Annotated in this window: 14 protein-coding genes; 4 read left to right on the forward strand and 10 right to left on the reverse strand. The window is 63.5% G+C overall.

The window, feature by feature from the left end:
- Positions 1-16: 16 nt before the first annotated feature.
- A complete protein-coding gene (locus J3P89_RS20735) occupies positions 17-778 on the reverse strand; it encodes an SDR family oxidoreductase (RefSeq protein ID WP_434603215.1) in 762 nt (253 codons plus the stop codon).
- A 225-nt stretch (positions 779-1,003) separates the two neighbouring features.
- Here J3P89_RS20735 and J3P89_RS20740 point away from each other — a divergent pair, with 225 nt between their 5' ends.
- Complete coding sequence (locus J3P89_RS20740; protein ID WP_434695518.1) at positions 1,004-2,008, forward strand: NADP-dependent oxidoreductase; 1,005 nt, start codon at positions 1,004-1,006, stop codon at positions 2,006-2,008.
- A gap of 134 nt (positions 2,009-2,142) precedes the next feature.
- Here J3P89_RS20740 and pyrF read toward each other — a convergent pair whose 3' ends face one another.
- From pyrF to J3P89_RS20785, 9 genes are all read right to left on the reverse strand, one after another.
- Entirely contained in the window at positions 2,143-2,841 is a 699-nt protein-coding gene (pyrF, locus tag J3P89_RS20745) for an orotidine-5'-phosphate decarboxylase (protein WP_434569389.1), read from the reverse strand.
- A 145-nt stretch (positions 2,842-2,986) separates the two neighbouring features.
- Entirely contained in the window at positions 2,987-4,030 is a 1,044-nt protein-coding gene (locus J3P89_RS20750) for an AI-2E family transporter (RefSeq protein WP_434695519.1), read from the reverse strand.
- Between the two features lie 60 nt (positions 4,031-4,090).
- A complete protein-coding gene (locus J3P89_RS20755; RefSeq protein WP_434695520.1) occupies positions 4,091-4,897 on the reverse strand; it encodes a DUF4892 domain-containing protein in 807 nt (268 codons plus the stop codon).
- A gap of 147 nt (positions 4,898-5,044) precedes the next feature.
- On the reverse strand, positions 5,045-5,896 hold the full coding sequence (locus tag J3P89_RS20760; RefSeq protein WP_434569391.1) for an alpha/beta hydrolase: 852 nt from the start codon (positions 5,894-5,896) through the stop codon (positions 5,045-5,047).
- Entirely contained in the window at positions 5,893-6,687 is a 795-nt protein-coding gene (locus tag J3P89_RS20765) for an alpha/beta fold hydrolase (RefSeq protein ID WP_434695521.1), read from the reverse strand. The genes J3P89_RS20760 and J3P89_RS20765 overlap by 4 nt, the downstream gene beginning before the upstream one ends.
- A 274-nt stretch (positions 6,688-6,961) precedes the next feature.
- Positions 6,962-7,405, reverse strand: a complete 444-nt coding sequence (locus J3P89_RS20770) for a hotdog fold thioesterase (RefSeq protein WP_434569393.1) — start codon at positions 7,403-7,405, stop codon at positions 6,962-6,964.
- A gap of 50 nt (positions 7,406-7,455) precedes the next feature.
- Positions 7,456-7,908 carry a phosphohistidine phosphatase SixA gene (gene sixA / locus J3P89_RS20775; protein WP_434695522.1) on the reverse strand — a complete coding sequence of 151 codons (453 nt, stop codon included), beginning with the start codon at positions 7,906-7,908 and terminating at the stop codon, positions 7,456-7,458.
- The gene (locus J3P89_RS20780; RefSeq protein WP_434569395.1) at positions 7,905-8,252 is read right to left on the reverse strand and encodes a DUF4389 domain-containing protein; all 348 of its coding nucleotides are present in this window, start codon (positions 8,250-8,252) and stop codon (positions 7,905-7,907) included. Before J3P89_RS20780 ends, sixA begins: the two co-directional genes overlap by 4 nt.
- Before the next feature lie 29 nt (positions 8,253-8,281).
- On the reverse strand, positions 8,282-9,307 hold the full coding sequence (locus tag J3P89_RS20785; protein WP_434625219.1) for an NAD(P)H-dependent glycerol-3-phosphate dehydrogenase: 1,026 nt from the start codon (positions 9,305-9,307) through the stop codon (positions 8,282-8,284).
- Positions 9,308-9,471: 164 nt separating this feature from the next.
- Between J3P89_RS20785 and J3P89_RS20790 the strand changes: the two genes are divergently transcribed.
- The 3 genes from J3P89_RS20790 to J3P89_RS20800 are packed head-to-tail and all read left to right on the forward strand — an operon-like array spanning position 9,472 to position 14,462.
- Positions 9,472-11,631 carry a TonB-dependent receptor plug domain-containing protein gene (locus tag J3P89_RS20790; RefSeq protein WP_434695523.1) on the forward strand — a complete coding sequence of 720 codons (2,160 nt, stop codon included), beginning with the start codon at positions 9,472-9,474 and terminating at the stop codon, positions 11,629-11,631.
- Positions 11,632-12,564, forward strand: coding sequence for an ABC transporter substrate-binding protein (locus J3P89_RS20795; RefSeq protein ID WP_305496092.1), 933 nt, complete (start codon positions 11,632-11,634; stop codon positions 12,562-12,564).
- Entirely contained in the window at positions 12,561-14,462 is a 1,902-nt protein-coding gene (locus tag J3P89_RS20800; RefSeq protein WP_434695524.1) for an ATP-binding protein, read from the forward strand. The genes J3P89_RS20795 and J3P89_RS20800 overlap by 4 nt, the downstream gene beginning before the upstream one ends.
- Positions 14,463-14,584 lie beyond the last annotated feature (122 nt).

A 14,584-nucleotide genomic window follows, 5' to 3' on the forward strand; every position in this document is an offset into this window, starting at 1 on the left:
GGTGCAACCATGACGATCAGAACGCCGTGACCCCACCGTCCACGGCCAGCGAATGCCCTGTAGTGAATGCCGCCCCGTCGCTGCACAAGTACAGCACCGCGCTGGCGATCTCCTCGACCTTGCCAATACGCCCCACGGGATGCATCGCATTGGCGAATTCGCCTTTCTTCGGGTCCGCCTCGTAGGCGCGCCGGAACATATCGGTGTCGATGACCGCCGGGCAGACCGCGTTCACACGGATTTTCTTCTTGGCGTATTCGATGGCAGCCGACTTGGTCAGCCCGATCACCGCGTGCTTGGAGGCTGCATAGATGCTCATTTTCGGCGCGGCCCCTAGCCCGGCCACCGAGGCCGTATTGACGATAGCGCCGCCCCCTTGGGCCAGCAGCAACGGCAATTGATACTTCATGCACAGCCAGACGCCTTTGACGTTGACCCCCATGATCGCGTCGAACTCGTCCAGCGTGCCATCGGCCAGCTTGCCCTTCTCGATCTCGATGCCGGCGTTGTTGAATGCGTAATCCAGGCGACCGTAGGCACTGATCACCTCGTCCATCAGACGTTGCACATCGCTTTCTACGGTCACGTCACAGCGCACGAAAACCGCCTCGCCACCGGCATCGCGAATCAACTGCACCGTACCCTCGCCGCCCGCCACGTCCAGGTCCGCCGCGACCACTTTCAGGCCTTGCGCCGCGAACGCCTGGGCGGTGGCGCGGCCAATGCCTGCTGCCGCGCCCGTGACCACGGCAACCTGTCCGGAAAACGTCATGCTCATCGTCAATGCCTCGAAGAATTACGGGAGTCACTGAATATAGTCATCGTCCGCGCTACTACGGCAGCACTATGCAAATGCCGGTTGGATATCCATGGATGCCAGTGATAACAGCCCCGCCCGCATCATCACCGGGTTGGATCGACGTGCATTCGCTGTGTCGGCAAACCTTGCGGTCAACCCGCCGAGGGTCTATCAACAAGGCTTCATTCATCTTGAGTCCCAGCCATGACTGCTCAGATCAATCGCCAGTTCCTGCTCGCCAAACGCCCGGTAGGCGCCGCGACCCGCGAGACATTCACTTATCAACAAGTGCCGGTCGGCGAACCGGCAGCCGGTCAGATCCTGGTGAAGAACGAATACCTGTCTCTGGACCCGGCCATGCGTGGCTGGATGAACGAGGGTAAGTCCTATATCCCGCCGGTCGGCATCGGTGAAGTCATGCGAGCCTTGGGCGTAGGCCAGGTGGTCGCGTCGAATAATCCGGGCTTTGCGGTCGGGGACTACGTCAACGGTGCATTGGGCGTGCAGGATTATTTTCTCGGCGAGCCACGAGGTTTCTACAAGGTAGATCCGAAACTGGCGCCGCTGCCGCGTTATTTGTCCGCGCTGGGCATGACCGGCATGACCGCCTATTTCGCCCTGCTGGATGTCGGCGCCCCCAAGGCCGGCGAAACCGTAGTGCTCTCGGGAGCCGCCGGGGCGGTGGGCAGCATCGCCGGGCAGATCGCCAAGATCAAAGGCTGCCGCGTGGTCGGCATTGCCGGCGGTGCCGATAAATGCCGGTTTCTCATTGATGAGCTGGGTTTTGACGGCGCCATCGACTACAAGAGCGAAGACGTCCATGCCGGCCTCAAGCGCGAATGCCCCAAAGGCGTGGATGTGTATTTCGACAACGTCGGCGGCGACATCCTCGACGCGGTGCTCAGCCGCCTGAATATGAAGGCCCGCGTGGTGATTTGCGGCGCGATCAGCCAATACAACAACAAGGAAGCGGTGAAAGGACCGGCCAACTACCTGTCGCTACTGGTCAATCGCGCACGCATGGAAGGTTTCGTGGTCATGGACTACGCCTCGCAATTCGCCGCCGCCGGGCAGGAAATGGCCGGCTGGATGGCCAAGGGGCAGCTCAAGAGCAAGGAAGACATCGTCGAAGGGCTGGAGACCTTCCCCGAGACGCTGACCAAGCTGTTCAGCGGGGAGAACTTCGGGAAGTTGGTGTTGAAGGTCTGACAGGAAGCAACTGTGGGAGCGAGCCTGCTCGCGAAGGGGCCGTGTCAGTCAATATCAGCTTGACTGACATACCGCTTTCGCGAGCAGGCTCGCTCCCACAGATGGGGTGAGCAGATTTGAACCACAGGTGGGCGTCAGGCCAGTTCGGCCACCACCGCCGCCAAGGCCTTGGCCGGATCGGCGGCCTGGCTGATCGGACGGCCGATCACCAGATAGTCAGAACCGGCATCCAGTGCCTGGCGCGGCGTCAGGATACGACGCTGGTCGTCCTGGGCGCTGCCCGCAGGACGAATCCCCGGGGTCACCAGTTGCAGCGACGGATGGGCAGTCTTCAGGGCGCCGGCTTCCAGGGCCGAACAGACCAGACCGTCCATGCCGGCCTTCTGCGCCAGCGCCGCCAGACGCAACACCTGCTCCTGGGGCTCGATGTCCAGGCCGATTCCCGCCAGGTCCTCGCGCTCCATGCTGGTCAGCACGGTCACGCCGATCAGCAGCGGTTTCGGACCGCTGCGCTGGTCCAGCACTTCCCGGCACGCCGCCATCATGCGCAGGCCACCGGAGCAGTGCACGTTGACCATCCACACGCCCATCTCCGCAGCGGCCTTGACGGCCATGGCGGTGGTGTTGGGGATGTCGTGGAATTTCAGGTCGAGGAAGACCTCGAAGCCCTTGTCCCGCAGGGTACCGACGATTTCCGCAGCACAACTGGTGAACAGTTCCTTGCCGACTTTGACCCGGCAGAGCTTGGGGTCCAACTGGTCGGCCAGCTTCAGGGCGGCGTCACGGGTAGGGAAATCCAGGGCGACGATGATAGGCGTCTGGCAGGCGGACATGAGCGGGCTCTCAGGCAAGTCGAAATCGGCGAGCATTGTAGCGGAACCAGCGCCTGTGCGGGACCCGATGATCGTAAATCGTCTCCGGTCCCGGCTTTGTTCTCCATCAACGGGCTGATTAACCGCCCCACGCCACAGGTGACCTTCAGTCCTGACGCGCGTGGCTCTTACTCCAATCCGTCAGCAAGCTGTACGCCACCGCCAACAGCGTCGGACCGATGAACAGGCCGATGAAACCAAAGGCGATCAACCCGCCGAAAACCCCCAGCAGCACGATGACCAGCGGCAGGTTTCCGCCGCGGCTGATCAGGTAAGGCTTGAGCACGTTATCCACGCCGCTGATGATGAAGGTGCCCCATATACCGAGGAACACCGCCATCCCGTATTCGCCCTTCCACGCCAGCCAGGCCGTGGCGGGGATCCAGACCAGCGGCGGGCCCATGGGAATCAGGCTGAGCAGGAAAGTGACAATACCAAGCACCAGTGCTCCCGGCACGCCCGCGATCAGGAACCCGATCAGCGCGAGCACGGCCTGGGCCGCCGCGGTACCGATCACGCCGTTGACCACCCGCTGCACCGTACCGGCCACCAGGTCGACGTAGTACCCGGCACGGTCACCAATCAACCGCTCCAGCAAGCCTTGGACAAAGGCCGCCAGGCGCGGGCCGTCACGGTAGAAAAAGAACACGAACACGATGCTCAACGTCAGTTCGAGAATACCGCCGCCTACTTGCGCGCTACGGGCCAGCAACCAATTGCCGACCCTTCCGAGGTATGGCTTGATGGACACCATCATCGCCGCGCCCTGTTGGTCGATGCTGTCCCAGAGCGTCACCAGCCGCCCGCCTACCAGCGGCACACCAGCCAGCCATTCCGGCGCTGCGGGCAGGCCGTCGACCTGGACATCCCTGATGAACGCCGTGGCATCGCGCACATGATCGGCCAGGTTGAACCCCAGCCACACCAGCGGCACCGCCACCAGTAACATCCAGCCGACCGTCAGCAACGCCGCGGCGAGGGAGTCACGCCCGTTGACCCAGCGGGTCAGCAAGCGCATCAGCGGCCAGCTGGCGAAAGCCAGCACGGCGCCCCAGAACAGCGCCGACCAGAATGGCGCCATCACCCAGAGGCTTGCGCCGAACAACACCAACAGCAGGATCTGCACCAATAGCCGATCGTTATTGAGCATGAAAGGTCTCGAAAAATTAACGGGGCCGGTCAACGGCGTGGGGTGCATCCCTGAAACAGCTTACCGCAACAGTTCAAGGTGCAGACCCTTCGCGTCATCGCTGGCCGTCTCCATGCGCGCGGCCCGCACACCCTGGCCAATGAGGGCCTGGCGCCACACCTCGGCCTGCGGGCCGGCGATGCTGACCCGAAGGCCGGTGTCCAGGTTCAGCGCCCGGGAGAGCAAACGCAGCCAGGCGTCGTCCGGTTCGCCGGCAAGACGCGGCAGATCCAGCACGCCGGTGTCCTTGAGCTGGCGCAGCAACGTCGCAGATGTCGGCAGCAGATCCCCCAGGGGAGCGTTCGCTTCGAACTGTTCGACGTGCAGGTAGGCCTTGCGGTTGCCGCGGGTAATGGCATACAGCGCGATCAGCGTGTTGTCCGCCGGCGGCGCCAGGCGCAACAGCAGATAGGCCTGGCCGCTGTCGGCACCATAGAGCTTGGCATTGCCAAACACCTGGTTGGCCCACAGGCTGCTCTCACCGCAATCACGCGCCTGGCACCAGAAAAGCAGCTCGGCGTCCTGCTTCTGCAGTGCTTCGCGAGCAGCGGTAAAAGCCTGGGTGGCGGTGTGCTCCGGCGGTAATTCATAGGTGACCGACGTGACGTTGCCACGGGCGTCGACCTGCCCATCGAAGCGCAGCTGGCCGCTGATCCTGCGGATCGAGCCCATCGGGTAGATACGCTCAAGGTCGCTGGTTTGCTTGTAATCGGCGATTTGCGCGTCGGGCATCCGCGGCACGCGCGCCAGGTCCTGGCTGCCGGGCACATCGGCGGCCAGGGCGGCCGGACCGAAAGCGGCCAGCGTCAGCAGGGCGAATGAATACATGGATAGTTTCATCGGATCGACTGTGCCTGGACCCGCGCGACGCGAAGGCGTCTTTTAATGCTGATGCGCAGCAAGGCGAATGTACGGTTTTCTGTCATGGTTGGCTCCCTTTCCACCCGCCAAGCCTCGACAGTTGCCCGGCGCAAGTCAAGAAACGCTGAAGAACCGATTGAAACAGTCTGCTACAAGAGCCGCACCGACCTCATCGTTCAGGTGCAAATGATGACCGCCAGGCAACCGCTCATGACTGAAGGGTAGCCGTTCCAGCAACTCCGGATGCTGGGCCAGCATGCCGTCAGCTGCCACCACCAGGTGCGCTGGACAGGCGACTCGGGCCACGAACGCCATGGCCTGTTCATCGGTCAGGCGCAGTGGCGATGGCAAGGTCAGGCGGTTGTCGGTGCGCCAAGTATAGCCGCCCGACACTGGCATCAGTCCGCGCTGGGCGAGCAACTCGGCGGCCTCGCGACTGACCGCCACCAACCCTTTCATACGCGCTTCGATGGCCCGGTCGAGGGTTGTGTAGACCGGTTTGCGCTTTTCCTGCAAATCCAGCTGCGCCTGCAGGGCCATGCCCATCCGCTCCGCCGCATTGTCGCCCTTGGCTGTAGGCGGAATCACCCCGTCGATCAGGCCCAGGTGCGTGATCCGCTCCGGCAGGGAGCCGGCCAGCACCAGCGAAACGATGGCGCCCATCGAGTGCCCCAACAGCGCGAAACGTTTCAAACCCAATTGCTCGGCCACTTGCAGCACATCATGGGCGTAGTCCCACAGGGCGTAACCGGCCCCGGGCGGGCGGTGTCCGGAATGACCGTGGCCGGCCATGTCCAGGGCAATCACCCGCACACCCTCCAGCCGTGGGGCGAGCCGGGCGAAGCTGTTGGCGTTGTCCAGCCAGCCATGCAGCGCGATCACCGGCCGGCCATCCTCCGGTCCGAACAGGTGGGCGGCGAGTTCGATATGGGGCAAGCTCAGGCGAACCTCTTCGACGGCGTTCATGCGTCAGGCCCTTGCCAGCGCTGGAGCAGGTCCTTGAGCAGGTTCGCCGTGTCCTGGGGATATTCGAGGGGAAACATGTGGCCACCGGGCATGGTCAGGGATTCACCCTGCGGCATGCGCCCCACCACACGCGTGTGATGACGCATCACCACGCGACTCTGCCGGCCCCGTACTACCGCCAGCGGAACCTGGAGTGTTCCAGCCCTCGCGGGGCGGGTATGGGGCACGCCACGGTAGATGCTGATCTCCGTGGCCGGGTCGAAGCGCAGCCGCAACCGGTCACCGAGGGGTTGCAAGCCATGTTGCAGATAAGCTTCAAAGCATTCCGGGTCGAAACCGCGAAACAGCGTTTTGCCGGCAAAATAGGCCCGCGCCGACGCCAGGTCGCTGAATTCCTCGCGCCGTCCCAGGGTCCGCCCGGCCGGGGTCAGGCGATCAATGAACCCCATGCGCTTGGCGGCCAGGATCAGCCATCGGTCGGCGCGGGTCAGCACCGGGGAATCGAGCATGACCACGCCGCGATACAACCGAGGGCAACGCAACGCCGCGTGCAGGTGCAACACACCGCCCAGGGAGTGCCCGACGCCCCACACCGGTTCCGGTTGCTGCTCCAGGTGATGAATCAGCTCGTCCACCAGGTTGTTCCAGTTGTCGTCCACCGGAAACCGTGGGTCGTGACCGTGCAGTTCGAGGTGCGCAACCTCATATTGCGGCGCCAGCGCGGCGAACAGCTTGCCGTAGGTGGCCGAGGGGAAACCATTGGCGTGGGCGAAAAACACCTGTTGCGACATGTTGGCCGATCCGTTGCGAGAACTGCCACCGATTGTCCGCAGAACCCGATAGCCCGGCAATGACCGTAACTGACAGGAATGATGACAGTCGGGGTTGGGATATGGCGCCCTGCCCCGCTGCACCCGTGGCGAGGGAGCTTGCTCCCGCTGGCCTGCACAGCAGGCCCGAAGCCAGGCGACGCGGTATGTCAGGCTGCGCGAGTCAATTGACCGGGGGCCGCTTTGCGGCCCAGCGGGAGCAAGCTCCCTCGCCACGAAGACGTCCCCGTAGGCATCAACGCGCCGGCGGCTGCTCGCCCAGCGGCACTACCGCCATGGTCAGGCGCGATACACAGTTGACCTTGCCGTCATCGTTGACCAGGCGAATGTCCCAGACCTGCGTGGTGCGGCCCAGGTGAACCACGCGAGCCGTCGCGGTGACCCGCCCGCTGCGCACGCCACGCAGGTGGTTGGCGTTGATTTCCAGGCCGACGCAATAGAACTTGCTGGTGTCCACGCACAGGTAGGCGGCCATGGACCCGACCGTTTCGGCCAGCACCACCGAAGCGCCGCCGTGCAGCAACCCGAACGGTTGGTGGGTGCGATGATCCACCACCATGCTCGCGGTCAGGGATTCGTCATCGAAGGATTCGAAACGGATGTCCAGCACTTCGCTGATGGTATTTTTACCGGCGGCGTTCAGTTGTTCGATGTTGGGGGTGGTGCGCCAAAGACTCATCGTGCCCTTCCTTCGTGATTTTTTTGTTTTGCCCGCCCGGAAGCGGTTTCTCAGGGATGCTTGAGGCTCTTGAGGTTCATCGAGCCGGCCAACGGCAGGTCGCCTTCCAGCTCTGCCAGACCAGCCGTTTGCACCTGTTCAGGTTGCTGCAGGTGGCCGTGCTGCAACAAGCCCAACAGGCTGCCCACCAGCGGGTTGTGGCTGACCAGCAGCACGTCGTCCTGGTCCTCCAGATGTTTCAACACATCGGCCGGCCGGGTCTCCGGGGTGAGCCAGTCGACCGTGATCAACTCAGGCTCGAACCCCAGGGCTTCACGCACCAGTTGCGCGGTCTGCTGGGCACGCACGTAGGGACTGGCATAAATGGCCCGCAACGGCTCAGCCATCAACTGCCCGGCGCTGCGCAGCACCTCTTCGCGGCCATGGACCGTCAATACCCGCTCAGGGTCCGGACGAGCCCCGTGCGGCTCTGCTTCACCGTGACGCAATACCCACAGTTTCATAGTTTCGGCTCCTCGTCACGGACCGGGTGCGGCGCCGGCGCCACGGTGTGAGGCGCTTCGCCTTCCGGTGTCCGCGGGGTCGGCCAGTCAGCGAAGGGCCAGGGTTTCTGGTCGCTGTGGAAAGTGCCGAAGCGGCCGATCTGCGCGAGAAACTGGCTCAGGCTGTCGCCAAAATTCATCAGGCTGGCGCTGGGTGCGCCGTAGATCAGTCGATAAACCAATTGCACCAGCACCACGGCGCCGAGGATGAATTGCGCCACCTGCCAGACCAGCAGGTAAATCACCATCCACAGCACACGCAGCAGGATGGATTCGTATTGTGGCTGCCCTTTCGGATCGTTCATGGTTCGCTCCTGCTTGCGGTCGATCGGAATCAGTTGAAACCGCTGGTGGAAATGAAATCGACATCGGTCTTCGGTTCGCCACGCATCAACAGTTCGATGACCTGCTCCAGCGTGCGCCCTTCAAACAGAATGGCGTGCAGTCCCGCGACCAGCGGCATATACACCCCGGTCTCCTGGGACTTGGCCTTGAGGACCTTGAGAGTATTGACCCCTTCGGCCACTTCGCCCAGGCGCGACACGGCCTCGTCCAGGCTTAGGCCCTGGCCGAGGGCGAAGCCGACCTGGTAGTTGCGACTCTTGGGCGAAGAGCAGGTGACAATCAGGTCGCCCACTCCGGCCAGCCCGAGGAATGTCATCGGGTTGGCACCCTGGCTGACGGCAAAACGGGTCATCTCCGCCAGCGCCCGGGTGATCAGCATGCTCTTGGTGTTTTCGCCCATGCCCAGCGCGACCGCCATGCCGGCGATGATCGCGTAGACGTTCTTCAGCGCCCCGCCCAGCTCCACGCCGAAACGATCGGCGCTGGCATAGACCCGGAAGGTTCGGCCATGAAGGGCGGCCTGGACCCGCTGGCAAAGCTCCTCGTCTTCACTGGCGACCACGGTGGCGGTCAGCGCATGCTCGGCGATTTCCCGCGCCAGGTTCGGCCCGGAAATCACGCCGATGCGCGCCTTGGGGGCGATTTCCTCAAGAATCTCGCTCATCAGCTTGAAGGTCTGCGCCTCGATGCCTTTGGTCAGGCTCACCAGCAACTTGCCGCTCAGGCGTTCGGCGTGGGACGCCAGCACCGAGCGCAGGGCGCTGGAAGGCAAGGCAACGAAGAACAGATCGCTGCCCTCGAGCGTGGCCTGCAAATCGGTGACCGGCTCCACTTCAGGGCGAACCTTGATGCCTTTGAGGTAACGCGGATTCTCCCGGTTGAGCCGGATGGCCTCGGCCTGCTCCGGGTCACGCATCCACTGGCGCACCGCGTGGCCGTTCTCCGCCAGCAGGTTAGCCACGGCGGTGCCGAAACTCCCGCCTCCCAGGACCGCGATCGGGCGCTGTTCAGTCATATGCAATCCGCTCTTCCATACCAAGTGGCAATGCCCGGCATTATACGGAGCAGCCGAACCGCGACCAGCCCCGTCAGCAATTACCGATGGCAGTAGCAAGCTGACAATCAATTGCGAGGAAAATGCTGCCAACGTGAATGGAAAAGTCGCACGGCTCGGTTAACATGCCCGCCATCCCTCCTTCAATCAAAGGCTGTGCCGTGTTCGTTGGCCCTTCCCGTCCAGGTTCATCACTGCTGTTGGCGCTGGTCATCAGCCCCTCCGTGGTGGCCGATGATCTGTTCGTGGACAACCAGCCCCTGCCCCAGGTACTTACCGCCACGCGCCTGAAACAGTCGCCGGCGGCGGTGCCGGGCAGCATGACCGTGCTTGACAGCGAGTTGATCAAGGCCAGCGGTGCCCGGGACATCAGCGAACTGTTGCGCCTGGTGCCGGGCATGATGGTCGGCAACCTCAGCGGCAACCAGGCCACGGTGAACTACCACGGCACCAACGCCAGCGAAGCGCGACGCATGCAAGTGCTGATCGACGGCCGCTCGGTGTACCGCGCCGGCCTCGCCACGGTGGACTGGAGTGACATTCCGGTCGCCATGGAAGACATCGACCGGATCGAAGTCTTCCGCGGCCCCAACACCGTCAGCTACGGCGCCAACGCGCTGATGGCAGTCGTCAATATCATCACCCGCGCCCCGGCGGGTAGCCACGGCACCCGGTTGAAAATGACCCGGGGCCAGCGTGGCATCAGCGACTGGTACGCCAGCCAGGGCAGCGGTTGGGAAAATGGCGATATGCGCCTGTCCTTGTCCGGCCAGGAAGACGACGGTTTCGACAGTGACCGCAACGGCGCGGACTACCGCGACAGTCGGCGCCTGAACCGCATCAACCTCTCCGTCAGCCAGGCCCTGGACGAATGGCAGAGCATCGATTGGCAACTGAGCGCCAAGGAGGGCAGCAACCAGCGGCCCTATACCTATCGCCCGGTTTTCGCCGGGATAACCGCGGCCGGGGACAACTCCGATGTCATTGCCAAGGACTACGCCGGTTCGTTGCGCTGGAACCTCGACCTGGACCCCAACCACAGTCTTTATGTACAAGGCTCGATCCAGCATTGGGATCGCCAGCAGACCTGGCGCGCCTGCGATGCCGAGGTGTCCTTCAGCCCGCAACTGACCGACCTCTGGCAGCTCAACCCGAATTACGCCGAGAAGCTGGCGCGCAATATTCCAAGCTTCCTTGGCACAGGGGCACCTGCCGGCACGGCGCAGGAGCAGGCGCTGGCCAACCAGGTGATCGATCAATGGCGCAACGGTGCCTCGCGAACCCTGTGCGGCGACATCGACCAGAGCGCCCGGGAGTCACGTTACGACCTGGAAATCCAGGACACCCTGAGCCTGTCCGATAGCCTGCGCCTGGTCACCGGGGCGAATTATCGCTACGACCGGGCCGACTCCGAGACGTACTTCAACGGCACGCTGGACGACACCACCTGGCGTCTGTTCGGCCAACTCGAATGGCGCGCCAGCGAGCATTGGCTGCTACAGGGTGGGGCGATGTTCGAAGACACCCGCCTGACCGGCAGCTCACTGACCCCACGAGTCGCGGTCAATTACCTGATCAACCCGCGACACGGGCTTCGGGCGGTGTACTCCGAAGCGGTGCGCTCGCCAGACATGTTCGAGAACAACGTCAACTGGAGCTACCAGGTCACCAACCTGCGGCCCGCCGCGTTCGGCCAGGACAGCGCGCGCTATTTCGTCCGCACTCGCGGCCCGGGGAACCTCGAGCAGGAGCATATGCGCTCGCGAGAGCTGGGCTACAACGGTTATTTCATGGACCTGGGCCTGACGGTGGATGTGAAGCTGTTCCATGACGAAATCACCGGCATGATCAGCGAACCGCTGCGCAACAACCAGTACATCGCCAGCAATGCCAACGACTCGCAGTTCGACGGTGCCGAGACCCAGCTCGACTGGCGCCTGACCAGCGCCGATCGCCTGCGCCTGACCTATGCCTACGTCGATGCCCAGGCCAGCAATCCTCTCGACGAACAACTGACCGCCCGCAACAGCGGCTCGGCCGGATGGCTGCACGACTGGGGCCAGGGCTGGAACAGCGCGGTTTTCTATTACGGGGCCGACGATCTCAATGGCTACCGCTACGAGCGGGTCGATACCCGCGTCGCCAGGCGGATCCCCCTGGGCAAGGCCAGCCTGGAGCTGGCGGGTATCGTGCAGCAGCGCCTCGATAACCAGCCGACCACGTTCGCCGACAATCGCTACGACGCCCGTCACGTCCTGTATTTCAGCGCGGAGCTGTCGTTCTAGATGTCTGCGGACCAACCGCGCAAGACGCCCCTCCGCGGCCGCCTGCCGCTACTCCTGTGCCTGGCGTTTGTCAGTCTGCTGACGACCCTCGATGCCCGGGCCGCCGAGATTCTCTTGACCGGCGCCCAGGATAGCCCCGGCGTGCAATCGTTCACCCAGGCCCTGCAAGCCCGACGCCCGCAAGACAACGTGCGGTTCGCGCCATTGGCCAGCCTGCCGTCGCCGGACCGTCTGCCCGGCGATGTGCGCCTGGTCCTGCTTGATCCGCCAAGCCTCGACTGGCGCCTGCAAAAAAACCACGGCCCGGCCACGCTGGTCCTGCGCATCAGTCGCTTGCAGGCATACGAACGCCTGGGCGAGGCAACGCCTGAGCGTCTGAGCCTGCTGTGGAGCGATCCGCCCATGGCGCGGCAACTGCAACTGATCCGCAGGGTGCTGCCGCAAGTGCGGCGGGTCGGCGTGCTGTTCGACCGGCACAGCGAATTCCTGCTCAAGGACATCCAGCAGGCAGCCAGGCCGCTGGGCCTGGAAATCGTCAGCGAACGCTGGGACGACAGCAGTGACAACCGTCCCTTGCAGAACCTGCTGGGCCGCAGCGACGTACTGCTGGGCCTCGATGACCCCGACCTTTACAACCCCAAGACCGTGAAAAACCTGCTGCTCAGCAGCTACGCCCGGCAACGCGCGCTGATCGGGCCAAGCGCCGCGTTTGTCAGGGCCGGCAGCCTGGCCAGCACCTACAGCGACCAGGACGACTGGCTGGCGATCCTCGACGAATTGCTCGACCGTCCCACCGCCAGCTGGCCGCGCACGCTGTATCCGGTCCGTTTCAAAGTCATGAGTAACCAGCAGGTCGCCCGCTCGCTGGGCATTGAACCGATTGATGCCGAAGCCGTCGCTGCGCAGCTGGCAGAAGGAGAACACCGCCCATGACCTTGCGTCGACGTTGGGATATCAATACCCGCACCCAGCTCATTGCCCTCGGCCCGGCATTGTTGCTGACCGTGCTGTTGATCAGCTTCTTTACCTTCGTGCGAATCCAGGACTTGCGCCAGGAGCTCAACCACACCGGGCAACTGATCGCCAACCAGCTGGCTCCGGCTGCGGAATACGGGGTGATTTCCGGCAACAACGAGGTGCTGGAAAGTTTGCTCACCGCCACCCTGGCCACCCCTCATGTACGCTTCCTGGAAGTCCAGGACCGCACGGAGCGGATCCTCGTGTACGTCGAGCAACCGGCGCAGACGCGCAACCACTCGCGGCAGGTAGAAGTGTTCCAGGCTCCGGTTCGCCTGCAACGCATTGCGCTGAACAATGACTTCCTGCAAGGCACCAGCCCGTCCACCGAGGCGCCCGGTGAAGACTACCTGGGCCGCGTGATCGTCGGCATGTCCAGTGATGCCTTCAGCGAGCGCCAGCAGGAGATCCTGCTCAAGGCCGCGATCCTGGCGTTGTTCGCCCTGCTCTTTACCTTCCTGGTGGCGCGCCGACTGGCCGCCAGCCTGTCACAGCCGATCCGCGACATCGGCAATGCGGTCAAGGCGATCCAGCAAGGCGACTACAGCACCCCGTTGCCAATCGTCGACGACGGCGAACTGGGCGCTCTGTCGCGGCACATCAACAATCTGGCCGACGGCCTCGAACAGGCAAGCCGCGAACAGCAGCAAGCCATGGCGCAGTTGATCCAGACCCGGGAGGAAGCGGAAAAGGCCAACAGCGCCAAATCGGAATTCCTGGCGATGATGAGCCATGAACTGCGCACGCCCATGAATGGCGTCCTGGGCATGTTGCAGTTGCTGGAAACCACCCAGATGACCGACGAGCAGCACGAGTACACCGCGCTGGCTTCGGAATCCACCGAGCACCTGCTGAAGGTGATCAACGACATTCTCGACTTCTCGCGCATCGAACGTTCGGCCCTGGAACTGGAACATATCGCTTTCAACCTGGCGGAACTGGTCGGCAGCTGCGCCCAGTCGTTCCAGCACAGCGCCGCGCAACGCAAGCTGGGCCTGGACCTGCTGATCCCCGACGACATGCGGGCCCTGCAAGTGCAAGGCGACCCGACGCGGATCCGCCAGATCCTGGTCAACCTGATCGGCAACGCACTGAAGTTCACCGACCAGGGGCGCGTCACCGTGCAATGCCAGTGGCAGGCGCTGGATCATGAACTGCTGTGGTTCACCTGCACGGTACGCGACAGCGGGATCGGCATCCCGGCGGACAGCCTGGAGCGCATGTTCGATGCGTTCCAGCAGGCCGACAGCTCGATTTCCAGGCGCTATGGCGGCACGGGCCTGGGCCTGCCGATCGCGCGTACCCTGGCCGAACGCATGGGCGGCACACTGCGGGCCCAGAGCGTGGAAGGCCAAGGCTCGGTGTTCACCCTGGAAATCCCGCTCGCGCTGTCCCGGCAGTCTCCACCGACCCTGGCCCCGCGCGCGCCCGGTGGCAGCAGCGATGGCGAGGGCCGCAATGTGTTGCTGGTGGAAGACAATCCGGTCAACCAGACCGTGATCGAAGCCATGCTGCGCAGCCTGGGCTTCACGGTCAGCGTCGCCACCGATGGCGCCCAGGCCGTGCGCAGCGCCGAAAGCCTGATTTTCGAAGTGATCCTGATGGACTGCCGGCTTCCGGTGATCGACGGCTACGAAGCCACGCGACAGATCCGTCAGTTGCCGGGCTGTGCCGAGGTGCCCATCATCGCCCTGACGGCCAACGCGTTGCAGGGCGACCGTGAAGCCTGCCTGGCCGCAGGCATGAACGATTACCTGGCCAAGCCATTCAAAAGAATTGACCTGCAGCAGATTTTGCAGCGCTGGGTACGTTGATCCGGGGCCCCGGACCATCTGTGACTGGCGTGAAAGGCGAAAGTGCGGCAGTCTTAAGCACCCGGACAAGACTCGATCGGGAAACGAATAACAATTTCAGTGCACAGGTGTACATTCATTTT

The organism is Pseudomonas sp. Z1-14 (assembly GCF_051132005.1).
Lineage (GTDB): Bacteria > Pseudomonadota > Gammaproteobacteria > Pseudomonadales > Pseudomonadaceae > Aquipseudomonas.

Excerpts from the sequence above, each read along its gene's own strand:
- J3P89_RS20735 (WP_434603215.1), bottom strand. The coding sequence starts at position 778 with ATGAGCATGACGTTTTCCGGACAGGTTGCCGTGGTCACGGGCGCGGCA.
- J3P89_RS20740 (WP_434695518.1), top strand. The coding sequence starts at position 1,004 with ATGACTGCTCAGATCAATCGCCAGTTCCTGCTCGCCAAACGCCCGGTA.
- pyrF (WP_434569389.1), bottom strand. The coding sequence starts at position 2,841 with ATGTCCGCCTGCCAGACGCCTATCATCGTCGCCCTGGATTTCCCTACC.
- J3P89_RS20750 (WP_434695519.1), bottom strand. The coding sequence starts at position 4,030 with ATGCTCAATAACGATCGGCTATTGGTGCAGATCCTGCTGTTGGTGTTG.
- J3P89_RS20755 (WP_434695520.1), bottom strand. The coding sequence starts at position 4,897 with ATGTATTCATTCGCCCTGCTGACGCTGGCCGCTTTCGGTCCGGCCGCC.
- J3P89_RS20760 (WP_434569391.1), bottom strand. The coding sequence starts at position 5,896 with ATGAACGCCGTCGAAGAGGTTCGCCTGAGCTTGCCCCATATCGAACTC.
- J3P89_RS20765 (WP_434695521.1), bottom strand. The coding sequence starts at position 6,687 with ATGTCGCAACAGGTGTTTTTCGCCCACGCCAATGGTTTCCCCTCGGCC.
- J3P89_RS20770 (WP_434569393.1), bottom strand. The coding sequence starts at position 7,405 with ATGAGTCTTTGGCGCACCACCCCCAACATCGAACAACTGAACGCCGCC.
- sixA (WP_434695522.1), bottom strand. The coding sequence starts at position 7,908 with ATGAAACTGTGGGTATTGCGTCACGGTGAAGCAGAGCCGCACGGGGCT.
- J3P89_RS20780 (WP_434569395.1), bottom strand. The coding sequence starts at position 8,252 with ATGAACGATCCGAAAGGGCAGCCACAATACGAATCCATCCTGCTGCGT.
- J3P89_RS20785 (WP_434625219.1), bottom strand. The coding sequence starts at position 9,307 with ATGACTGAACAGCGCCCGATCGCGGTCCTGGGAGGCGGGAGTTTCGGC.
- J3P89_RS20790 (WP_434695523.1), top strand. The coding sequence starts at position 9,472 with ATGCCCGCCATCCCTCCTTCAATCAAAGGCTGTGCCGTGTTCGTTGGC.
- J3P89_RS20795 (WP_305496092.1), top strand. The coding sequence starts at position 11,632 with ATGTCTGCGGACCAACCGCGCAAGACGCCCCTCCGCGGCCGCCTGCCG.
- J3P89_RS20800 (WP_434695524.1), top strand. The coding sequence starts at position 12,561 with ATGACCTTGCGTCGACGTTGGGATATCAATACCCGCACCCAGCTCATT.